Consider the following 21,935-nt stretch of genomic DNA (forward strand, 5'->3'; position numbering starts at 1 on the left):
GCGGATCACTCGGCCGGGCAGGCCGGCGTTGCCGCGCGCTCGGTCTTTTCAAGCGCCAGGGAGACGAGGAAGACCCCGAAGCCGACGACGGCGGTCGCCGCCCCCACGAAGCCCATCGCGCCGTAGCCGTAGCCGGCGCTGATCGCCATGCCGCCGAAGAGCGCGCCGAGCGCGTTGGCGACGTTGAAGGCGGAGTGGTTGAGCGCGGCGGCGAGGGTCTGCGCATCGCCGGCCACATCCATCAGCCGCGTCTGCAGCGCCGGGCCGACGACGAAGCTGCAGCCGATGAGGAAGCAGCAGATGCCGAGCAGGACCGGGTTCTCCGCCGTTAGCGACAGGCTGACCAGCACGAAGAAATAGAGCGCCAGCGACCAGCCGATGGTGCGCATCAGCGAGAGGTCGGCCAGCTTGGCGCCGAAAATGTTGCCGACGATCATGCCGCAGCCGAAGATCGCCATGATGACCGGCACCATGCCGACATGGAGCCCCGCGACCTCGGTGACGATCGGCGAGATATAGGAGAAGACCGCGAACATGCCGCAGAAGCCGCTCGCGGCGATGCCGAGCGTCAGCCAGACCTGCTTGCGCTTCAGCGCGCCGAGCTCGGTGAGCGCGTTGATGCCCTTCGGTGCCTTGTCGCGCGGCAGGAAGATGGCGATGAGCGCGACCGTCAGCAGGCCGGTGATGCCGACGGCGACGAACATGAACTGCCAGTCGAATACCTGGCCGAAGAAGGCGGCGAGCGGCGTGCCGATCAGCGTGGCGACGGTGAGCCCCAGCATGACCTTGCCGACCGCCTGCGTGCGCCTGTTGACCGGCACCATGGAGGCGGCGACGAGCGCGGCGACGCCGAAATAGGCGCCGTGCGGCAGGCCGGAAAGGAAACGGAAGAGGATGAAGCTCTCGAAGGTGGGCGCGACGGCGCTGGCAAGGTTGCCGGCGGCAAACAGGCCCATCAGCACGAGCAGCAGGTCGCGCCGGCGGAACCGCGCGCCGACGACGGCGATGACCGGCGCGCCGACCACCACGCCGAAGGCATAGGCGCTGATGACATAACCGGCCTCGGCCGTCGTCACGCCGAAGGTGGTGCCGACATCCGGCAGGAGGCCCATGATGGCGAATTCGCCGGTGCCGATGCCGAAGCTGCCGACGGCGAGCGCCAGGATGATGAGGGTGACGGTGAGCGCCGAAAGCGGCGGCTGCCCGGAGGAGAGGGCGGCATGGGGCAAGGCATGTTCGGACACGGGATGGCTCCGCAGGGATTGCCCAGGCGCGACAAACCGGTGACAGACCCTGCACGGGCGGCCACTCCTCCTGGCTGCTGATGCGGTATGGTCCGGCCGGAAGGGCCACGATGGGGAAGGTACAGTCCGGCCGGCATGCGTACTCCCGACGCAGGCGACCGGCCGGCAATATATCAGAGCCGGGCGTGCTGCCTACTGCGATTTTTCACCCGTCCCGCATTTGGCCGGGGCATGCGCGCTCACGAATTATTGCACCCTGTTGCGCGATCGCCTGTTAATCGCCGCTTTCTCGCTTATCTAATGGGATCCACAATCACCCATCAGGCGTTCTCGGCCAAGACGCGGAGTATGCGAATGAGAGTACAGGCGATATTCAACAGGGACGGGGGGACGTTCCGCACCACCGACATGGAGGCCTATGCGCGCCACGCGGAGAAGGTCTTCTACGAGGCGGGGCACCACCTCGACTGCGATATCGTCGAGGGGGCCGATATCGAGATGGCGCTGCGCCGCTGCTCGGACCGCACGGATCTCGACGCGATGCTGGCCGGCGGAGGCGACGGCACGGTTTCGGCCGCGGCCGGCCTTGCCTGGCAGAACAGGATGCCGCTCGGCATCATCCCGGCCGGCACCATGAACCTCTTTGCCCGCTCGCTGAACATCCCGCTCGACATCTGGCAGGCGATCGACGCGCTTGCGGACGGCGACATCGCGGCGGCCGACATCGGCACGGCGGACGACCGGGCCTTCGTGCACCAGTTCTCCGCCGGCCTGCACGCCCGCATGGTGCGCCTGCGAAACGCCATGACCTACCGCTCGCGCATGGGCAAGATCGCCGCCAACACCCGTGCTGCCGTCGGCGTCATATTCGACCCGCCGGAATTCGAGGTGCAGTTCACCGTCGATGGCGCCGAGGAGCACCGCAAGGTCTCCGCCATCAACGTCTCGAACAACCGCTTCGGCGAGAACGGCCTGCTCTATGCCGATGACCTCACCGGCGGCCATCTCGGCTTCTACACGACGAATCCGCTGAAGCCGGCGGGTGTCGCCAAGCTCGCCTTCGACATCCTGCGCGGCAAGCTGCGGGAGAATGCCGACGTCACCGAGATGACCGGCACCGCCGTCGACCTGCATTTCCCCAAGGTCGACCGGGCGATCAACTGCGTCATCGACGGCGAACTGCTGCCGATGGACCGTGACGTCTCGATCCGGCTGCATCCGGGCGAACTGAAGGTCATGGTGCCGAAGGTGCAGGCGAAGAACATGGCGACGACCGAGCCGGCCGCGGCGTGAGGCCGTGTCACGGGCTGCCCCTCACCCTAACCCTCTTCCCGCAAGCGGGGAGAGGGGACTTGCCTCATAAACGGGTATTGGCCGGGGAAACCGGCGCGGCATATCCCCTTCGCCCCGATTGCGGGGAGAAGGTGGCCGGCAGGCCGGATGAGGGGCTGGGTGCCGCTTTCGTCAAATCCGCGGCAGATAGGTCTGGTAGTCGAAATCCGAGACCGTGCGCAGGTAGACGATCGCCTCCTTGCGCTTCGTATCGCCGTAGAGCTTCTGGTATTCGGCGCCAAAGGCATCCCGGATGAAGGGTGAGGCTGAAAATTCCTCGACCGCCGTCAGGAAATCGTGCGTCAGGCGCTTGGCGTCCGGCGCGTCCTTGCCCGGCTCCGTCACGGGGCCTGGATCGAGATTCTCATCAAGGCCGAGCAGGATGCCGCCAAGGATGGCGGTCAAGAGCAGGTACGGGTTGACGTCGGCGCCCGCCACGCGATGCTCGACGCGCGCCGCCGGGCCGTCCTTGTCCGGAATGCGGATGGCGGTGCCGCGATGGCCGAACCCCCAGGTGAGGTCGACCGGCGCGAAGGAGCCGGGCTGGAAGCGCCGGTAGGAATTGGCGAAGGGCGCGAAGACGAGCTGCGCATCGCGCATCGTCTGCAGCATGCCGGCGCAGACGGATTTCAGCTTCGCCGGCTCGCCGCCCCTGGCGTCGAGGATGTTCTTGCCGTCCCGGTCGATGACGCTGCAATGCACATGCAGGCCGGAACCCGCCTGGTCGGCATAGGGCTTCGCCATGCAGGTGGATTTGAGGCCGAAGCGGCGCGCCGCCTGCTCGGCGATGCGCTTCAGGTAGATGCAGTCGTCCGCTGCGGCAAGCGCGTCCGGCCGGTGCAGGAGGTTGATCTCGAACTGGCCGGGGCCGAATTCCGCCGTCGTCGCATCGGCGGGCAGGTCCATGGCCTTGGCCCAGGCCCGCACCGTCTGGAGATAGTCGTCGAGCGCATCCGTCGCGCGCATGTCGTAGAGCTGGAAACCGTTCGGCTGGTCGCGGTACATCAGCGCCGCCGGCGGACGGGGCTTGCCGGTCACGCGAAAGTCGTCCTCCACCACGTAGAATTCCAGCTCCGTCGCGACGACGGGCGTCAAACCCCTGTCGTCGAAGCGCTTCAGCATGCGTGCAAGGATGGCGCGCGGGTCCATGAAGGAGGGCGAGCCGTCGAATTCGTGCATGGTGGCGAGCACCTGCCGGGAGCCTTCCGGGGCCCAGGGCATGGCCGTCAGCGAGCGGCGGTCGGGAATGCACACACCGTCCGGGTCGCCGACGGAAAGGGACAGGCCCGTGATGTCGTCATTGTCGTCGCCCCAGATGTCGAGCGACTGGGTGGAGGAGGGCAGGCGCACCGAACCGTCCCAGATCTTCTTCTCGCCTTCCGGCGGAACCTGCTTGCCGCGCAGGTCGCCATTCATGCCGACGAGGAGGATTTCGATACGGGGCGGGGTATTGGCGGGCGGCGAACCGGCTGCCTTAGTGTCGTTTGTCATGGTGCCTGCTTCGGTTTGGCGGGAAGCATGGACAAGAAATTTGCTTTCGCTCGATCTCTTGCCAAATGCCTGTTGTATGGGCATTTTCGTAACCCATTCTGTCCCGCCGTTCAATAAGGCGGGATCTACCCCCAAGGATGTAGTCAAATGTCGAACAGCAGTGCAGCAGCCGTTTCCAACCTCGGTGCCCTCGATGCCGCCCATCATCTTCATCCCTTCTCGGACATGAAGAAGCTGAACGCGGCCGGCACGCGCATCATCGAGCGCGGCGAAGGGTGCTACATCTTCGACAACCACGGCAAGCGCTATCTCGACGGCTTCGCCGGCCTCTGGTGCGTGAACATCGGCTATGGCCGCAAGGAGATCGCCGAGGCCGTCATGCGCCAGATGAACGAGCTGCCCTACTACAACACCTTCTTCGGCACGACGACGCCGCCGGCCGTGCTGCTCGCCCAGAAGATCACCTCCCATGCCGGGCCGAACATCAACCGCGTCTTCTTCACGGGCTCCGGCTCGGAGGCCAACGACACCTGGTTCCGCATGGCCCGCGTCTATTGGGGCGCCATGGGCAAGCCGACCAAGAAGGCGATCATCGCCCGCAAGAACGGCTATCACGGCTCCACCGTCGCCGGCGCCTCGCTCGGCGGCATGAAGTGGATGCACGAGCAGGGCGACCTGCCGATCGAGGGCATCCACCACATCGACCAGCCCTTCTGGTATGCCGAGGGCGGCGACCTCTCGCCGGAGGAATTCGGCCTGAAGATGGCCCGCCAGCTGGAGGAGAAGATCGACGAGCTCGGCGAGGACAATGTCGCCGCCTTCGTCGCCGAGCCGATCCAGGGCGCGGGCGGCGTCATCGTGCCGCCGGCCACCTACTGGCCGGAGATCGCCCGCATCTGCAAGGCGAAGAACATCCTGCTCGTCGCCGACGAGGTGATCTGCGGCTTCGGCCGCACCGGCCACTGGTTCGGCCACCAGCATTTCGGCGTGGAGCCTGACCTCGCGCCGATCGCCAAGGGCCTTTCCTCCGGATATCTGCCGATCGGCGGCGTCATGGTTTCCGACCGGGTCGGCAATGTGCTGGTGGAAGAAGTCGGCGATTTCAACCACGGCTTCACCTATTCCGGCCACCCGGTCTGCGCCGCCGCGGCGCTGGAGAACCTGCGCATCATCGAGGACGAAAAGCTCGTCGAGCGCGTGCACGACGACATCGGCCCTTACCTCGCCGCCGGCCTCAAATCGCTGGAAGACCTGCCGATCGTCGGCGAGGTGCAGCAGGTCGGCCTGATGGCCGCGGTCCAGCTCGCCGAGGACAAATCGAGCCGCAAGCGCTTCGAGGACAAGGAAAAGGCCGGCGTTACCGTGCGCAACCATTGCCTGGAAAACGGCCTTGTGCTGCGCGCCACCGGCGACCGCATGCTCTTCTCCCCGCCGCTCGTCATCAGCCATGCGGAAGTCGACCAGATGGTGGACATCACCCGCAAGGGGCTGGAACATGCGTGGAAGGTGATGACGGCCTGATAAGGTTTTAAGCGATTCGAAGGCCGAGATGCTCGGCCATCGGATTAAAATCGCGATCGGCATGGAGCAGGCTGTGGCCATGCTCCATGCAATAGGTGCCGATAATGAGGTCGGCCGTCTTGCGGATGGTGATGCCTTTTGAACGCAGTTTGCGATAATTGCTCGCGGCTTTGACGGCTATCTCCGGAGAGAGCATGGGCACGACCGTGTACCGCGCCAGTCTCTTCTGAATGTTTGCGGCATGTCGGTCGTTCTCTGCTCCCCGGAGAACCTCCAGAAGAATGATGTCACCCATGATGACATCGGAACCGGTAGACAAGATTTTGAGTCGCGCGGTTTCGGGCGTCAAGATTCCACGGATAGCCGCAATCCAGACCGAGCTATCGGCAATGATCATTGTGCCGCGTCTTTACCGAAGTCCTCATCAGGGTCGATATCGGTTCGCATCGCGTCGAGGTCGCCTTCCCACCCGATTCCCCACAACTCATCAAAAGCTTGCCGTCGGTAGCCATTTTCAACGAATTGGCGAAGCGCGAGTTCGACGGTCGCTTTTTTTGTCGGTAGGCCTGACAGCTCCATCGCCTTTGCGATTAAGTCGTCATCAAGATCGATGTTCGTACGCATGGTGGCCTCGTGTGTATAAAGACGAGTGATTATACACCAGGGCACGATCGCTCACAACGTCACTGAAATGCCGTCTCGAAGAAGCTCCTGAGCTTGCGTGAATGCAGCTTCTCCGTCGGCATGCCGGCGAGCTTTTCCAGCGCCCGGATCCCGATCCGCAGATGCTGGTTCACCTGCGTCCGGTAAAACGCCGTCGCCATGCCCGGCAGCTTCAATTCGCCGTGCAGCGGCTTGTCGGAAACGCACAGCAGCGTGCCATAGGGCACGCGGAAGCGGAAGCCGTTGGCGGCGATGGTGGCCGATTCCATGTCGAGCGCGATGGCGCGGGACTGGGAGAGGCGTTTGACGGGGCCGCGCTGGTCGCGCAGTTCCCAGTTGCGGTTGTCGATCGTCGCCACGGTGCCGGTGCGCATGATGCGCTTGAGGTCATAACCTTCGAGGCCCGTCACCTCCTCGACGGCGCTTTCCAGCGCCACCTGCACCTCGGCGAGCGCCGGGATCGGCACCCAGACCGGCAGGTCGTCGTCGAGCACGTGGTCCTCGCGCACATAGGCATGGGCGAGCACGTAGTCGCCGAGCGTCTGGCTGTTCCTGAGGCCCGCGCAATGGCCGAGCATCAGCCAGGCATGCGGACGCAGCACGGCGATATGGTCGGTGATCGTCTTGGCGTTGGAGGGGCCGACGCCGATATTGACCAGCGTGATGCCGCCATGGCCCTTCTTCTTGATGTGGTAGGCCGGCATCTGCGGCAGGCGGGCGAGCGTCAGGTCGGTCTCCGGCATGTCGGCGCCGGCGGGCGTGATGATGTTGCCGGGCTCGACGAAGGCCGTATAGCCGTTGCCCCCCTCGGCCATCTGCAGGCGCGCCCAGGCGCAGAATTCGTCGACATAGAACTGGTAGTTCGTGAAGAGCACGAAATTCTGGAAATGGTTGGCGCTCGTCGCCGTGTAGTGGCTGAGGCGGGCGAGCGAATAATCGATGCGCTGCGCGGTGAAGGGCGCGAGCGGCGAGGGTTCGCCAGGGCCGGGCTCATAGGCGCCGTTGGCGATCTCGTCGTCGGTGGTGGTGAGGTCCGGCGCATCGAAGAGATCGCGCAGCGGAAGCTCGATGCCCTCGGCGATCTCCGCCTCCACATAGGCGCCTTCGCCGAAGGCGAAGTGCAGCGGGATCGGGGTCGTCGATTCCGAGACGATGACACGAACGCCGTGGTTGCGCATCAAAAGGCCGAGCTGTTCCTTGAGATAGTGCCGGAAGAGTTTCGGCCGCGTGATGGTGGTCGTGTAGACGCCGGGCGAGGCGACGTAACCGTAGGACAGGCGGGAATCGACATGGCCGAAGCTGGTCGTCTCGATGGAGACCTGGGGGTAGCAGGCGCGGAAGCGCTTGTCCGGCGTGCCGTTCCTGCCGAGCGAAACGAAAGCGTCGGTCAGGAAGGTCGTGTTGCGGTCGTAGAGGGCCTGCAGGGCATCGACGGCGGCCGTGGAATCCTCGAAGGATTGCGGCTCGTAGGGCTCGGGTGTCGCGAAGGAAAGAGGCTTGGGGGAGAAGATTCGTTTGCTCATGAATCACTATAGGTGTTGTTTTTTGACAAGCAAACGACAAGTTCGGCGCGCCCGCAAGCCCCGGGACCAATCGCCCTTCAGCCGAGGCCGGCCCGGGCTGAAGGGCGATTGGCCCTAGCGCGGGGCCGCGAGGACGACGCCGGCACCGACGAGCGCCAGCGCCGCGCCGGCCACGTCGAAGCGGTCGGGGCGAAGCCCTTCGGCAAACCAGAGCCAGAGGAGGGAGGCGGCGATATAGACCCCGCCATAGGCCGCATAGGCCCGCCCGGCAAAGGCGCTGTCGACCTGCGCCAGCAGCCAGCCGAAAAGCGCGAGTGAGGCCATGCCGGGAACAAGCCACAGGATGGACTTGTCGAGCCGCCACCAGGCCCAGAAGGCAAAGCACCCGGCGATCTCGGCAAGGGCCGCGAGGGAAAAGACAAGGAGGGATTTCATCCGCGGCTCCGGGCTCAGGCATGTCGACTTGCGCCTGCCCGTTTCGGATCGGTGACGACGGGAAAGGGAAAGCGCTGGCCTGACCCGTTTAGCACGGATGGCGGGAGGGCAAAGCGTATTCTCAGCTCATCGACTGGCGCTGGAGCGTGACGAAGAGGACGAGGCCCGCCCCCTGCTTCTCGATGCCGAGGCCGCCGGCATTGCTCCAGGCGAGCGCACCGACCGGGGCGATCATCATCGCCGAGAGGGCGAGGATGCGCATGGCGGTGGCGCAGGTATGGGCAAGGGCGGTCGTCATCTCGGCGTGTCCAGGTGTCTTGGAAGAAGTGTCAGAGCGAGGCGCGGCACATGTCCGGCGTCGCGCAGGCGACGAACTTGCCGGTCGTGTTGTGCGTGCTGCGGCGGTAGTCGGTCTCGACGGCGGCGGCGAGCATGATCGCGAAAATGGCCATCAGCAGGGTGATGATCGTCAGACGGCGTGCGAGGATGTCCATGGTGTCGTCCCTCATTGACATGTTTCAGTGTGACCCTTGTCGCATTGCGGGACTGAACGCTCCCTGAGAGGCCGGTTCATCTCCCGTTCAGGAAAGCTGTGATCGGGCTTCGGGAGGGCGTTGAGCGGGGGCAGGCGGGCATGCCGGGAGCGGCCCTGATCGGGCGGGGGATTGGCCAGCCCGGGCGGCTGTGAGCCCGGCATGCGGCCGGGGAGCCGGTACTTTCATGTGGAGATGCAGATTGGCCCGGGCAAGGGCAAGCAGGCCCTGACGGCGTGCTGAAAGTCGCGCGGACAGCCGAATGCCGGCGCCCGGGCGCCGGCCGGTTTCCTCAATCCTTGCGGTTCAAAGCCGCGACCAGGTCTGCGACTTGCAGAGCACCTTCAGGACGCAGCCCTTCATCTTCAGCGAATTGCCGCTCACCGAGCCGGAGCCGCTATAGGTCTTGTCGGCCGCCGGATCGGTGATCGAACCGGTATAGTCCGCGCCGGCGCCCTCCAGCTTGCCGATGCGCTTGCCGGCGAATTTCCCGGTTTTCAGCGTGATGCAGAAGCTGCCGCCGCATTTGGCGATCGCCGCGGTCTCGCCGCTGGCGGTCTTCCAGGTGCCTTCGATCGGCTCGGCGGCAAGGGCCGCGCCCGGGACGATGAACAGGGCGGCGGCGATCCATGTCTTCAGGTTCATTCTCTTCCTCCTCCAGAATGCGCGCCGACAATATCTTACGCGAACGTAAAGGTAAATATGCGCGGAGAATGGATCTGCTTGCGTTTTTCCGGCGTCGGCGACCCGAAGAATTGCATTGCGGAAAAACCCGACCGGTTTGCGTGGTTAGCGAAAGGTTGAAATCGCCGGTTGAACAATCGGTAAATTTTGAAGCGAATGCGGCGGTTTCCAGCGCCTCTGATGTTTAACGAAAACCCAATTTTACCAAGCGTTTGGACTTTGTTTGTCTCAAATTAAGCATGCATTTTAAGCGCATTTTGAAAGGTCCGCGGCATAGTGGAGCCATAAGACGAGCAGGGAAAACCCGCCGGCAAAACTCCGAAGGAAGACCAAGGCCGCTGAAGACGGCAGGCGCCCTAGGAGGCCCGAAAGGGCAGGTAAAACAGGACAATACGAGCAGAAAACCAGGTAGACAGGGACAATCGAAATGGCACGCTTTGACTTTCAGAACACCGAAACGGCCGCCATGACGGGCGGCGAGAACCGCGCCGAGATCTTCTGCGACATGGGCCTCATGTATGCCACCGGCCGCGGCTGCGCCGTCGACGTGGTGCAGGCGCACAAATGGCTCAACATCGCCGCCATCAAGGGTTGCGAACGCGCCGCGGAGCTGCGCGCCGACCTTGCCGCGACGATGACGAAGACGGACCTCGCCCTGGCGCTGCGTGCAGCGCGCGAGTGGATGACGGTTCATTGATGGGCGAATAGCGAATGGGGAGTAGCGAATAGGGAAGCGTAAAGAAGACCGTGGAGACGGCAATGCCCCCAATTCGCTATTCACTACTCGCTATTCGCTTCAAAACCAGCGGCAATGCCTCCTCCAGCAACGCCATATCGTCATCCGGCCCGACGCTGATGCGAATGCATCGGTTGAGGGGGGCGATGCCCGGCATGCGGATGAAGACGCCATGTTCCATCAGGCCATCGACAATGGCGCGGGCGTGGGTGCCGTCCCGGCCGCAATCGATGGTGACGAAATTGGTGGCGGAGGCGAGGGGAGCAAGGCCGTTGGACCGCGCGATCTGCGAGATGCGCTCGCGGGCGGCGCCGATACGGGCGATGACGTCCGCAAGATAGGCCTGGTCCTTCAGCGCGGCGAGCGCCGCCTGGACCGAGATCCGGGCCATGCCGAAATGATTTCGGATCTTGTCGAAGGCCTGCGCATTGCCGAGCGTACCGATCGCATAGCCGATCCGCGCGCCGGCAAGGCCGTAGGCCTTCGAGAAGGTGCGCATGCGCAGGATGTTCGGCTGGCCGATCAGCGCGCCGATCGGGGGAATGGTGCCCGCCGGCGCCGTCTCGCCATAGGCCTCGTCGAGAATGAGCAGCGTCGTTTCCGGCAGTGCCCGCGCGAAAGAGACGACGCTGTCGGCATCCCACCAGCTCCCCATCGGATTGTCCGGATTGGCGAAATAGACGAGCGGCGCATTCTCCCGCCGCACGGCGTCGAGAAGGCCGTCGAGGTCCTCCCGGTCCTTGACATAGGGCACGGTGACGAGCCGGCCGCCGAACCCGTTCACATGGTAGTTGAAGGTCGGATAGCCGCCGAGCGAGGTGACGACCGGCGTGCCCGGCTCGATGACCAGCCGCGCGATTTCGCCGAGCAGCCCGTCGATGCCGCCGCCGATGGCGATGTTGTCGCGCGAAATGCCGTGATGAAGGGCAAGCGCCTCCCGAAGGTCGAAATTCTCCGGATCGGCATACATCCAGGTCGTGCCGGCGGCAGCGCTGATCGCCGCCAGGACGGACGGCGCCGGGCCGAAGCCGCTCTCGTTCGCGCCGATGCGGGCGCGCACGGCAAGGCCGCGGTTGCGCTCGATGGCTTCCGGCCCGACGAAGGGCACCGTTGCGGGCAGGGACTGGGCGAGGGCGGTGAAGCGGGAAAATGCGGACATGGGGCCTGCCTGGGATCGATCGACACGGATGCGGGACGCCGCCGCGGCCGATGCGCCGGGAAGGCGCGGCGCCGGAATCGGTTCCCGGCGGGCAGCCTAGCCAATAATGTCGTGACGCGAAACGATCAGTTGGTGGCCGAGCCGACGCCGCCCTTCTCGATGCCCACCATGTAGCGCCGTTCCGGCTGTTTGAGGCGGCCGGTGATGCCGCCGGTGAAATAATCGGACCGTACGATCATGCGCAGGAGCTCCTCGTCGATCTCCTTGATGAACTGAACGCCGATACGGTTGTCGTTGCGGTAGACCTCCGCACAGCCGATGCGCGAGGCGACGCCGACGATGGAGAGGTAATAGTGCAGCGGCAGGCCGATCGTCGTGCCGACGGTGAAACTCGCGCCGCCGAGCGATATGTCGATCAGCTTGCAGTGGCGCGTCTTGGGCGCCATCAGGTCGAAACCGACGGTCATCAGCATGCCCTGCCGGTTGACAGCGAACCGCTCCCATTTCCGTTCGTAGAGGCCCGCGCCGGAGCGCTTCTTGGCGTCGTCACTCATTGCCGCTTTCTCCCAAAGGGGACGTCATGTCCGACAGAGACGGGCAGAGTGTCGCAGGCGAGTATTTTGTTTCATTAAAACAAATGCTTAAAAGTTTAGACGTTCGATCTTCCGCAAGAGGCGCCGCTCAGGCGTCGTGGTCCTGGGGCGCGCGGCCGAGCACGAGGTCGAGGAAGTCGGTGTCGAGGAACATGTTGAAGCGCACCACCAGCTCCTCGCCGTCGCGCTTGAACTCCGTGCAGGGGATCTCGTCGCGGATGCCGTGGATCTCCAGGTAGAAGTTTTCTGGCAGGGTCAGCGTCTTGTTGATGGAGAGCACCGCGCCGGCGCTGGAAATGCTGCGGATGAGGCAGGTGTAGCGCATCGCCGTGCTGAGATGGTGGCCGATCGGCGTGACGAAGCCCGGCCTGTCGATGCGATACTGGACGAAACTGCGCTTGGGGTGGCGCAGGCGAAGCTGGTCGTGGACGTGTTTGAGGGGCATGGCTCCCTCCCGCTCCTGTGGCTCGCTGCCGATTGTATCGAAACGGGATGGAGGAAAGGTGAAGGCGGCCGCTCGCATTTGAACGAGCGGCCGCCGGATGGGTAAAGGGCTGCGGCTTACTGGAAGGCCTGGAGGCCCGTCTGGGCGCGGCCGAGGATGAGGGCGTGGATGTCGTGCGTGCCCTCGTAGGTGTTGACCGCCTCCAGGTTCATGACGTGGCGGATGACGCCGTATTCGTCGGACACGCCGTTGCCGCCATGCATGTCGCGCGAGACGCGGGCGATGTCGAGCGCCTTGCCGCAATTGTTGCGCTTCATCAGCGAGATGAGCTCGGCCGGGGCGCGGTGCTCGTCGAAGAGGCGGCCGAGGCGCAGCGCCCCCTGCAGGCCGAGGGCGATCTCGGTCTCCATGTCGGCGAGCTTCTTCTGGATGAGCTGCGTGGCGGCGAGCGGCCGGCCGAACTGCTTGCGGTCGAGCGTATACTGGCGGGCGGCATGCCAGCAGAACTCGGCGGCGCCCATGGCGCCCCAGGCGATGCCGTAGCGGGCGCGGTTGAGGCAGCCGAAGGGACCGGCAAGGCCGGCGACCTCGGGCAGCAGGTTCTCCTCGGGCACGAAGACGTCCTGCATCATGATCATGCCCGTCACCGAGGCGCGCAGCGAGAACTTGCCCTCGATCTTCGGCGTCTCGAAGCCCTTCATGCCGCGTTCCAGCACGAAGCCCTTGATCTTGTTGTCATGCGCGTCGGATTTCGCCCAGACGACGGCGACGTCGGCGATCGGCGAATTGGTGATCCAGTTCTTGGCGCCGGAGATGAGATAGCCGCCGTCGACCTTCTTCGCGCGAGTGATCATGGAGGAGGGGTCCGAACCGTGGTCGGGCTCGGTGAGGCCGAAGCAGCCGACCCATTCGCCGGAGGCAAGCTTCGGCAGGTACTTCTTGCGGGTCTCTTCCGTGCCGTAGGCGAAGATCGGGTGCATCACGAGCGAGGACTGTACGGACATGGCCGAGCGGTAGCCCGAATCGACGCGCTCGACTTCGCGGGCGACGAGGCCGTAGGAGACGTAGTTGGCGCCGACGCCGCCATATTCCTCCGGGATCGTCGGGCCGAGCAGGCCGAGTTCGCCCATCTCGCTCATGATCTCGCGGTGGAAGATCTCGTGGCGGTTGGCCTCGGTGACGCGCGCTGCGAGCTTGTCCTGGCAATAGGCGCGGGCCGTGTCGCGGATCATGCGCTCTTCGTCGGTGAGCTGGTCTTCCAGGAGGAAGGGGTCTGCCCAGTCGAAGGGCGCCATCTTGGCGCGGGCCTGCTGCGGGGTGGCGCTGTGATGCTCGCTCATGGATGTCCTCCTGTCGCGGTTTTGTCGTTGCAGAAGTGCTACATCAGCTTGCCCCTCTCCGAAAGGTCGGGAACGAACCGGATCGGCAAACGCTTTGGCTATTTATGAATGCCCTCATGAGCCTGGAGAATGAGCCGTCCCCCGCATTTTTCCCGTTCCGCCTTGATCCTGCCCCGCCTGATGAGCAAATAACCTGACGATGAGCAATTCCACGAAAGAGAGGCCAAGCATGCGGGACCGCTTCAAGCGATCGGTCGAGCGGCTGCTGCCGACCGAAGCGCGGCTGGGAGACCTGTTCTGGCCGTTTCACCGCAACCCCGAGCGCAAGGCGCCTGCCGCCCGCCGCCGCCCGCCCGGCGCCTCCCGGCTTGCCGAAGTCACCGGCTTCGGCAGCAATCCGGGCTGCTTGCTGATGTTCGAGCATATTCCGGAGGACCTTCCGGCCGGACGGCCGCTCGTTCTGGTGCTGCACGGCTGCCGGCAGGATGCCGAAAGCTACGATCGCGCGGCCGGCTGGGCATCGCTGGCGGAAGAGCGCGGCTTTTCGGTCATCTATGCCCAGCAGCGCGAGGCGAACAATCCGCGGCGCTGTTTCACCTGGTTCCGGCCGAGCGAGGTGACGCGCGACCGCGGCGAGCTGATGTCGATCCGCCAGATGGTGGCCTATGCGGCCGGGCGGGCGGCAAGCGATCCGGAGCGCGTCTTCATCACCGGCCTTTCGGCGGGCGGCGCGATGACGGCGGCGATGCTTGCCAACTATCCCGAGCTCTTTGCCGGCGGCGCGATCATCGCCGGCCTGCCCTTCGGCGCCGCGCGCGACGCCACCCGCGCCTTCGACGCGATGGGCGAGGCGCCGGAAAGGAGCCCGCGCGAATGGAGCGAGCTGGTGCGCACCGTCTCCCCACGCATCTCGCGCAAGCCGGCCATCTCCATCTGGCACGGCACGGCGGATGAAACCGTCGCCCTGTCGAACGGCCTCGCCCTGGTCGAGCAATGGCGCGACCTCTATCGCCTGCCGAAGGAGGCCTTCGTGGAAAAGCGCATGAAGGGCCGCCGCACGCGCATCTGGCCGGACAAGGAAGGAAGGCCTCTCGTCACCTTCCACGAGATCGACGGCATGGGCCACGGCACGCCGGTGGAACGCGGCGAGGGCGGCGGTTACGCCGCCGCGACCGAGCCCTTCATGCTGGAGGCCGGCTTTTCCTCGACGCTGGAGATCGCCAGGGCCTGGGGCCTGACGCGCAGGTGGAAGCGGTAGCCGTCACCACGCTGGGCCGCTTCACCACCTCTCCTCCGTCGTGGTCGGGCTTGACCCGACCATCCACGCCCCGAGAGAGGATGGCCATTGGGTAAAGCGGGTTTATGCGTGAGGGACTTCCTCAGGCGAGCAGCCACTCGTGCTCCTTGGCGTTGTGGAACTTCCACACCCGCTTCGGCCCGGCCATCACGTTGAGATAATAGAGGTCGTAGCCGTGGATGGTGGCGCAGGGGTGGTAGCCCTTCGGCACCAGCGTCACGTCGCCGTCCTCCACCGCCATCGCCTCGTCGAGCGAGCGGTCGTCCGTATAGACGCGCTGGAAGGCGAAGCCCTGCGGCGGGTTGAGGCGGTGGTAGTAGGTCTCCTCCAGGAAGCTTTCGTGCGGAAGGTTGTCCTGGTCGTGCTTGTGCGAGGGGTAGGAGGAGGTGTTGCCGCTCGGCGTGATCACCTCCACGACGAGCAGCGAATGGGCCGAATTGTCGTCTTCCGGCATGATGTTGTGGACATGCCGGACATTCGAGCCCTTGCCGCGGCTGACCTTCGGATGCGTGCCCGGCGGAATGGCCTTGGCTCTGTAGTCGCCGCCGCCCGGCGCCGAGCAGACGGCGAGTTCCAGGTCCGTCTCCGCCGTCACCGACCAGTTGGAATCGGCCGGGATGTAGAGCGCGTGCGGGGCGCCGTCGAAGGGGCTCATGCGCTCGCCGAGGATGCCGAAATCCTCGCCCGCCGCCGTCGCCTTGCCCTTGCCGGAGATCCACACGAGGCAGACCTCGCGGCTTCCCGTCTCGGCTGCCAGGATCTCGCCCGGCTTCATGCGGTGCAGGTCGAAGCCGACATAGGTCCAGCCGGCGCTTTCCGGCGTCACATGGCTGACGCGGCCATGGTTGCCTTCGGGTTTGATGATGAGGGTCGACATGGGCTTTTTCCTTTCAGTCGGCATCGGGGGAAGGGTTATCCTTTCGGAAACCCTTCCGTCTCCACGGTATAGCCCGCCGCCGTCATGACGCGCATCAATTCCGCATGCCCGACCTCGGCCATCTTCTGCGGCGGCGCCTTGCGCGGGTCCTGCTCGGCCTCGACGACGAACCAGCCTTCATAGCCATGATCGGCGAGACGTTTGACGATGGCGCCGAAATCGAGCGAGCCGTCGCCCGGAACGGTGAAGGCGCCGAGCGCCACGGCGTCGAGGAAGGACTGTTTCGTACGGTCGAGCCCGTCCACCACGGACCGGCGGATGTCCTTGACGTGGACGTGGTTGATGCGGGCGTGGTGGTTGTCGATGGCGCGCAGCACGTCGCCGCCGGCAAAGGCGAGATGGCCGGCATCGAGCAGCAGCGGAATGCCTTCGCCCGAATTCTTCATGAAGGCGTCGAGCTCCGGTTCGGTCTCGACGACGGCGGCCATGTGATGGTGGTAGGAAAGCGGCATGCCCTCACCGGCGCACCATTCGCCGAATTCGGTGAGGCGGCGGCCATAGGCCTTCATCTCGTCGTCGGAAAGGCGCGGCTTGGTGGCGAGCGGCCTGGAGCGGTCGCCCTGGATGGAGCGGCCGACTTCGCCATAGACGATGCAGGGTGCGTTGACCGCCTTGAACAGCTCGATCATCGGGAGGATGCGGTCCTTGTTGACCGCAAGCTCCTCGTCGACCAGCGTGCCGGAGAACCAGCCGCCGCACAGCGTCACGTCGGCCGCGCGCAGGATGGGCAGCATGACCGCCGGATCCTCGGGGAAGCGGCGGCCCTTTTCCATGCCGGTGAAGCCGGCGATGCGGGATTGCCGCAGGCATTCTTCCAGGGATACGTCGTCGCTGAGCTCCGGAAGGTCGTCGTTCCACCACGCGATGGGCGACATGCCGAGTTTGGCTTTCATCGAAAAATCTCCTTGGAAAGAAGGGCTAAATATTTGGTTGCGATACCCCCCTCTGCCCTGCCGGGCATCTCCCCCTCAAGGGGGGAGATTTGGATGGGGTAACCGTTTCGCCGATCATTGACGTCTAAGTTTGAGCGATGCTTCTCCCCTTGCCGATCTCCCCCCTTGAGGGGGAGATGCCCGGCAGGGCAGAGGGGGGTGTTCCACGGCACTGCCTAACCGATCCGCTGGGCTTCGAGCGCCTTCACATAGGCCTCGCGCGCCTTGTTGACCTCGTCGCGCGCGCTGACTTCCGGAACCGCGACATCCCACCAGTGGCCGCCGTCCTTCGTGGTGATCAGCGGGTCCGTGTCGATGACGATCACCGAGGTGCGGTCGTTGCCCTTGCTTTGCTGGATGGCCGTCTCGAGGTCGGCGATGGAGGAGACCTTGACGGCGACCGCGCCCATGCTCTCGGCATGCGCCCGAAAGTCGATGTCCGGCATCGTCTCGATCATCGAGTCCTTCAGGAGGTTGTTGAAGTTCGCGCCGCCGGTCGCCATCTGCAGCCGGTTGATGCAGCCGTAGCCGCGGTTGTCGAGCACCACGATCGTCAGCTTCTGGCCGAGCATGATGGAGGTCGACAGCTCGGAGTTCATCATCATGTAGGAGCCGTCGCCGACCATGACGACGACATCGGCCTCCGGCCGCGCCAGCTTGACGCCGAGGCCGCCGGCGATCTCGTAGCCCATGCAGGAGAAGCCGTATTCCATATGGTAGCCGCCGGGCCTGTTGGCCCGCCACAGCTTGTGCAACTCGCCCGGCAGGCCGCCGGCGGCGCAGACGAGAACCGAATTGTCGCCGCCGATCGCGCGCTGCACCGCGCCGATGACCTGCGCATCGGAGGGCAGGGCGGCATTGGTGGCGGCGGTCGCCCGGCTGGCGGCGGCCATCCATTCGTCCTTGCGCGACTTTGCGGCCGCCTCCACCGCGGCCGGCGCCTTCCAGCCGCCGAGCGCCTCGGAAAGCAGCGTCAGGCCCTCGCGCGCATCGGCGACGAGCGGCTGGCTGTTGTGCTTGGCGGCATCGAAGGCGGCGGTGTTGAGGCCGATCATCGTCACGGCGTCGTTCTTGAAAAGCGCCCAGGAGCCGGTGGTGAAGTCCTGCATGCGGGTGCCGACGGCGAGGATGACGTCCGCCTCCTCGGCAAATGCATTGGCGGCCGAGGTGCCGGTGACGCCGATCGAGCCCATGCAGAGCGGATGGTCGTCCGGCAGCGCCGACTTGCCGGCCTGTGTGACGGCGACCGGAATGCCGTGCATGCCGGCAAAGGCCTTCAGCTCGGCGGTCGCCTGCGAATAGAGCACGCCGCCGCCGGCGATGATCAGCGGCTTTTCCGCCTTGCGCAGCGTGGCGATGGCGGCGGCAAGCTCGTCGCTGTCCGGACGCGGCCGGCGGTGCGTCCAGACCTTCTCCGCAAAGAGGCTCGCCGGATAGTCATAGGCTTCGGCCTGCACGTCCTGGCAGAGCGAGAGCGTCACCGGCCCGCAATCGACCGGATCGGTCAGCACCTGCATGGTGCGCTTCAGCGCGGGGATGATCTGCTCCGGCCGGGTGATGCGGTCGAAATAGCGCGAGACGCAGCGGAAGGCGTCGTTCACCGAGACGGTGCCGTCGCCGAAATTCTCGATCTGCTGGAGAACCGGATCGGGAATGCGGTTGGCGAAGACGTCGCCGGGCAGGAACAGCACGGGCAGGCGGTTGACATGGGCGACGCCCGCCGCGGTGATCATGTTCAGCGCGCCGGGGCCGATCGAGGTCGTGCAGGCCATGAAGCGCTGGCGGAAGCTCGCCTTGGCGAAGGCGACGGCCGCATGCGCCATGCCCTGCTCGTTGTGGGCGCGCAGCGTCGGCAGGTCCTCGCGCACCTGATAGAGCGCCTCGCCCATGCCGGCGACGTTGCCGTGGCCGAAAATGCCCCAGACGCCGGCGAAGATCGGCACCTTCCTGCCATCCACGACCGTCATCTGCGCCTTCAGGAAATGCGCGACGGCCTGCGCCATCGTCAGCCGGATCGTCTTTGCCATGGTCTTCCTCCCGAATTCTCTTCATTGCCGCAATCCCTGACGGGGCGAACCGCCACGCGTCTTGCGGGATTGCCCTGTCCCTTAAAGGCCGCGCGTCCGCAGCCAGGCGTCGGTCAGCGCGCGGAAGCGGCCGGCCATGTCCGCTATCGCCGCCTCGTCGTCGATCTTTCCGGCCATCCAGGCGCGGGCGGCGTCGACGAAGATCGTGCGGCCGACGGCAAAGCCCTTGACGGCCGGCGCCACCCTGGTCGCCTCGAAGGCCTTCACCAGCTCCTCGGTCGGCGCTTCGAGGCCGAGCAGCACGATGCCGCGGCAATAGGCGTCGTTCCTCGCGATGACGGCCTCGATGTTCTCCCACGCGCTGCTGGAGGCCTGCGGCTCCAGCTTCCACCAGTCCGGCTTGATGCCGAGATCGTAGAGCTCCTGCAGTGCGGTCGAGACCGTATCATCCTTGAGCGGCCCGTTCTTGCCCGCGATGATCTCGATCAACAGTTCGCGTCCGACGCGGCGTGCGGCCTCGAAAAGCGCGCGCAGCTTCTCCTGCTGCTCCGTCTTGAGCGCGGCCGGATCGTCGGGATGATAGAAGCACAGGCACTTGATGCAATGGTCGAGCGGCCATTCGACGAGCTGCGAGCCGATATCCTGGCTGAACTCGAAGCGCAGCGGCCTGGAGCCCGGCAGCTCGACCGGCCGGCCGAGCCAGGAGAAATTCTGCGTCGCGGCGTCGAAGAAGGCGTCGCGGCCGAAGCGCTCGTCGATCAGCATGCCGTAGCCGGGGCGGCCGTCCGCAACCCGCGCGGCGGCCTTGACGGTCAGGCGCTTGAATTCGGAAATCTTCTCGTGCGGCACCTTCAGCTCGTCGGCGACGTCGACGAGCTGCATGCGGTGGTCGCAGGCAAGCGCCATCAGCAGCGGGATGTCGTCCTGCTTGCGGTTGGTCGCCCAGTGGATGTGATTGATCGCCTCGTCCTTGCGCAGCGCCCGGTGCTTGCTGCCGTTCGCGAGGAAGAAGGCGAGTTCGTCCCAGCTCGGATATTCCGGCGAGCAGAGCAGGCGGGAGACGGCGAAGGCGCCGCAGGCGTTGGCCCAGGTGGCGGAGGTCCTGTGATCCTCGCCCTTCAGCCAGCCGCGCAGGAAGCCCGACATGAAGGCATCGCCCGCGCCGAGCACGTTGTAGACCTCGATGGGGAAACCCTGCCCGACGATGCCGTCCTCCAGGTCGTCGGAGATCGGGCCGTCATAGACGATGCAGCCCATGGCGCCGCGCTTCAGCACGATCGTCGCCGCCGAGACGGCGCGGATCGCCTTCAGCGAGGAGAGCACGTCGTCGGCGCCCGAGGCGATCATGATCTCCTCCTCGGTGCCGACGATGAGGTCGCAATCCGGCAGCACGGATTTCATGATGGCGGAGACGCGGTCGGATTTCACGTAGCGCTCGAACCCTTCCGCATGGCCGGCAAGACCCCAGAGGTTCGGGCGGTAGTCGATGTCGAAGATGACCTTGCCGCCGCTCTCCCTGGCGATGCGGATCGCCTTGCGCTGGGCGGCCTCGGTGTTGGGGCGGGAAAAATGCGTGCCGGAAACGAGCACGGCGCGGGAGGAGCGCACGAAGGCCTCGTCCACATCGCCCTCGTTAAGCGCCATGTCGGCGCAGTCGGTGCGCACGAAGATCATCGGCGAGACGCCTTCGGATTCGATGGCGAGCAGCACGAGCGCCGTCAGCCGTTCCCTGTCGGTCCTGATGCCCTCCACATTCACGCCTTCGCGGGCGCATTGCTCGCGGATGAAGCGGCCCATCTGCTCGTCGCCGACGCGGGTGATCAGCGCGGACCTGAGGCCGAGGCGGGCGGTGCCGATGGCGATGTTGGCCGGGCAGCCGCCGACGGATTTGGCGAAGGAAGCGGTGTCCTCCAGCCGCGTGCCGAGCTGCTGGCCGTAGAGATCGACGGACGAGCGGCCGATCGTGATGACGTCGAGCGTCTTGTCCTGGCTCTGGCCCTGGTCAGTGTGCGGCATGTCTTCCTCCCGGTCTCGCGGCGCCGTCATTCAAGGTGCGGCGGTCCGTGCGGAAAATGAAACATGAATTCCATTATTCTGTCAATTCGGAATATACATTCCGTTTTTATTCCACAGCATTTCACTTCGCGGCGCGCTTGAGGCTGCGTCGCTTTTCGGCGATGGCGACCGGCAGCGCCATGGCGAGCGCCATGGAGGCCGAGAGCGAGCGGAAGCCGGCATAGTCCGCCTCGGAAACCTCGAACCAGTGGGTGGCGGAGGCGGCCAGCGGCGAGAAGACCGAGTCGGTGATGGCGACGATCGGCACGCCGCGGGCGGCCAGTTCCTGCGCCTGCGTCAGGCTTTCGGCGGCATAGGGGGCGAAGCTGGCGGCGATCACCGCATCCTTGGCGGTGGCGAACTGCGTCATCTCGGCGTCGATGCCGTTCGGCGAGGCGATGATCTGGTGGCGGATGCCGAGCTTGCCGAGCGCATAGGCCATGTGCGCCGTCAGCGGATAGGAGCGGCGCTTGGCGACGAGATAGATCGTCTCGGCCCGCGCCAGAAGCTCGACGGACCTGGAGAAGGTCTCGCCGTCGATGGTGCTGGCAAGCCGCGCGACGGACTGGCTGGCGGCGGTGAGAAAGCCGGAAAGCAGCTCCGTGTCGCTGTTGGACGCCGGCCCGGCCTCCAGGGAGAGCAGGCGCTCCTCATAGGAGAGCGTGCGGTCGCGCAGCCGGGCGCGGAAAACGTTCTGCAGGTCGGAAAAACCTTCATAGCCGAGGTGGTGGGCAAGGCGCACCAGCGTCGAGGGCTGCACGTCGGCGGCCGTCGCGATGCTCGCCGCCGTGCCGAAGGCCATCTCGTCCGGATTGGAAAGCGCATAGGCCGCCACCTGCGCCAGGCGCTTCGGCATGCTCACCTTGCGCTCGATGATGACGCTGCGCAGGCTGTCGAAATCACGGGGCACGCGTGTAAGGGCCGCTTCGGTGCTGTTCATGGTTCTGTCCTCCCTCGTGCGGCCATTCTGCGACAAACGAAATAAATA

22 protein-coding genes are annotated in these 21,935 nt (G+C 65.4%); 4 read left to right on the plus strand and 18 right to left on the minus strand.

Going from position 1 to position 21,935, the window contains the following annotated elements; translation table 11 throughout:
* Positions 1-5: 5 nt before the first annotated feature.
* Positions 6-1,244 carry an MFS transporter gene (locus AABF56_RS03295; protein ID WP_244769997.1) on the minus strand — a complete coding sequence of 413 codons (1,239 nt, stop codon included), beginning with the start codon at positions 1,242-1,244 and terminating at the stop codon, positions 6-8.
* Between the two features lie 354 nt (positions 1,245-1,598).
* Between AABF56_RS03295 and AABF56_RS03300 the strand changes: the two genes are divergently transcribed.
* Positions 1,599-2,537 carry a diacylglycerol/lipid kinase family protein gene (locus AABF56_RS03300; protein ID WP_244769998.1) on the plus strand — a complete coding sequence of 313 codons (939 nt, stop codon included), beginning with the start codon at positions 1,599-1,601 and terminating at the stop codon, positions 2,535-2,537.
* Positions 2,538-2,708: 171 nt separating this feature from the next.
* Here AABF56_RS03300 and AABF56_RS03305 read toward each other — a convergent pair whose 3' ends face one another.
* Positions 2,709-4,067, minus strand: coding sequence for a glutamine synthetase family protein (locus AABF56_RS03305; RefSeq protein WP_244769999.1), 1,359 nt, complete (start codon positions 4,065-4,067; stop codon positions 2,709-2,711).
* A 147-nt stretch (positions 4,068-4,214) separates the two neighbouring features.
* On the opposite strand from AABF56_RS03305, the gene AABF56_RS03310 reads away from it, so the two are divergent.
* Positions 4,215-5,588, plus strand: a complete 1,374-nt coding sequence (locus tag AABF56_RS03310) for an aspartate aminotransferase family protein (protein ID WP_272804910.1) — start codon at positions 4,215-4,217, stop codon at positions 5,586-5,588.
* Between the two features lie 7 nt (positions 5,589-5,595).
* On the opposite strand, the gene vapC is transcribed toward AABF56_RS03310, so the two are convergent.
* From vapC to AABF56_RS03345, 7 genes are all read right to left on the minus strand, one after another.
* Positions 5,596-5,985 (minus strand): type II toxin-antitoxin system VapC family toxin, encoded by a 390-nt coding sequence (vapC, locus tag AABF56_RS03315; protein ID WP_272804911.1) that lies wholly within the window; start codon positions 5,983-5,985, stop codon positions 5,596-5,598.
* A complete protein-coding gene (locus AABF56_RS03320) occupies positions 5,982-6,212 on the minus strand; it encodes a type II toxin-antitoxin system VapB family antitoxin (RefSeq protein WP_272804912.1) in 231 nt (76 codons plus the stop codon). Before AABF56_RS03320 ends, vapC begins: the two co-directional genes overlap by 4 nt.
* A gap of 59 nt (positions 6,213-6,271) precedes the next feature.
* On the minus strand, positions 6,272-7,774 hold the full coding sequence (locus AABF56_RS03325) for an AMP nucleosidase (protein WP_244770003.1): 1,503 nt from the start codon (positions 7,772-7,774) through the stop codon (positions 6,272-6,274).
* A 114-nt stretch (positions 7,775-7,888) separates the two neighbouring features.
* Positions 7,889-8,209, minus strand: a complete 321-nt coding sequence (locus AABF56_RS03330; protein WP_244770004.1) for a YnfA family protein — start codon at positions 8,207-8,209, stop codon at positions 7,889-7,891.
* A gap of 121 nt (positions 8,210-8,330) precedes the next feature.
* Positions 8,331-8,507, minus strand: a complete 177-nt coding sequence (locus tag AABF56_RS03335; protein WP_244770005.1) for a hypothetical protein — start codon at positions 8,505-8,507, stop codon at positions 8,331-8,333.
* Between the two features lie 31 nt (positions 8,508-8,538).
* Positions 8,539-8,703: a hypothetical protein gene (locus tag AABF56_RS03340; RefSeq protein WP_244770006.1), complete on the minus strand. Its 165-nt coding sequence runs from the start codon at positions 8,701-8,703 to the stop codon at positions 8,539-8,541.
* A 345-nt stretch (positions 8,704-9,048) separates the two neighbouring features.
* Complete coding sequence (locus AABF56_RS03345) at positions 9,049-9,387, minus strand: DUF2147 domain-containing protein (RefSeq protein ID WP_272804913.1); 339 nt, start codon at positions 9,385-9,387, stop codon at positions 9,049-9,051.
* A gap of 466 nt (positions 9,388-9,853) precedes the next feature.
* Here AABF56_RS03345 and AABF56_RS03350 point away from each other — a divergent pair, with 466 nt between their 5' ends.
* The gene (locus AABF56_RS03350) at positions 9,854-10,123 is read left to right on the plus strand and encodes an SEL1-like repeat protein (protein WP_024270734.1); all 270 of its coding nucleotides are present in this window, start codon (positions 9,854-9,856) and stop codon (positions 10,121-10,123) included.
* 76 nt (positions 10,124-10,199) lie between these two features.
* Here AABF56_RS03350 and AABF56_RS03355 read toward each other — a convergent pair whose 3' ends face one another.
* From AABF56_RS03355 to AABF56_RS03370, 4 genes are all read right to left on the minus strand, one after another.
* The gene (locus tag AABF56_RS03355) at positions 10,200-11,321 is read right to left on the minus strand and encodes a pyridoxal phosphate-dependent aminotransferase (protein WP_272804914.1); all 1,122 of its coding nucleotides are present in this window, start codon (positions 11,319-11,321) and stop codon (positions 10,200-10,202) included.
* Positions 11,322-11,446: 125 nt separating this feature from the next.
* Entirely contained in the window at positions 11,447-11,875 is a 429-nt protein-coding gene (locus AABF56_RS03360; protein WP_272804915.1) for a PilZ domain-containing protein, read from the minus strand.
* Between the two features lie 127 nt (positions 11,876-12,002).
* Positions 12,003-12,359, minus strand: a complete 357-nt coding sequence (locus AABF56_RS03365; protein ID WP_272804916.1) for a hypothetical protein — start codon at positions 12,357-12,359, stop codon at positions 12,003-12,005.
* A 116-nt stretch (positions 12,360-12,475) separates the two neighbouring features.
* The gene (locus tag AABF56_RS03370; RefSeq protein WP_244770011.1) at positions 12,476-13,699 is read right to left on the minus strand and encodes an acyl-CoA dehydrogenase; all 1,224 of its coding nucleotides are present in this window, start codon (positions 13,697-13,699) and stop codon (positions 12,476-12,478) included.
* A gap of 229 nt (positions 13,700-13,928) precedes the next feature.
* Here AABF56_RS03370 and AABF56_RS03375 point away from each other — a divergent pair, with 229 nt between their 5' ends.
* Complete coding sequence (locus AABF56_RS03375) at positions 13,929-14,957, plus strand: extracellular catalytic domain type 1 short-chain-length polyhydroxyalkanoate depolymerase (RefSeq protein WP_272804917.1); 1,029 nt, start codon at positions 13,929-13,931, stop codon at positions 14,955-14,957.
* A 121-nt stretch (positions 14,958-15,078) separates the two neighbouring features.
* Here AABF56_RS03375 and iolB read toward each other — a convergent pair whose 3' ends face one another.
* From iolB to AABF56_RS03400, 5 genes are all read right to left on the minus strand, one after another.
* Positions 15,079-15,873 (minus strand): 5-deoxy-glucuronate isomerase, encoded by a 795-nt coding sequence (gene iolB, locus AABF56_RS03380; protein ID WP_272804918.1) that lies wholly within the window; start codon positions 15,871-15,873, stop codon positions 15,079-15,081.
* 35 nt (positions 15,874-15,908) lie between these two features.
* Positions 15,909-16,826, minus strand: coding sequence for a myo-inosose-2 dehydratase (gene iolE / locus AABF56_RS03385; protein ID WP_272804919.1), 918 nt, complete (start codon positions 16,824-16,826; stop codon positions 15,909-15,911).
* Between the two features lie 215 nt (positions 16,827-17,041).
* A complete protein-coding gene (gene iolD / locus AABF56_RS03390; protein ID WP_272804920.1) occupies positions 17,042-18,892 on the minus strand; it encodes a 3D-(3,5/4)-trihydroxycyclohexane-1,2-dione acylhydrolase (decyclizing) in 1,851 nt (616 codons plus the stop codon).
* An 81-nt stretch (positions 18,893-18,973) separates the two neighbouring features.
* On the minus strand, positions 18,974-20,908 hold the full coding sequence (locus tag AABF56_RS03395) for a bifunctional 5-dehydro-2-deoxygluconokinase/5-dehydro-2-deoxyphosphogluconate aldolase (protein ID WP_272804921.1): 1,935 nt from the start codon (positions 20,906-20,908) through the stop codon (positions 18,974-18,976).
* 121 nt (positions 20,909-21,029) lie between these two features.
* Entirely contained in the window at positions 21,030-21,887 is an 858-nt protein-coding gene (locus AABF56_RS03400; RefSeq protein ID WP_244770017.1) for a MurR/RpiR family transcriptional regulator, read from the minus strand.
* Between the last annotated feature and the right edge of the window lie 48 nt (positions 21,888-21,935).

Origin of the sequence: Shinella sp. WSC3-e (assembly GCF_945994535.1) — a bacterium.
Lineage (GTDB): Bacteria > Pseudomonadota > Alphaproteobacteria > Rhizobiales > Rhizobiaceae > Shinella > Shinella yambaruensis.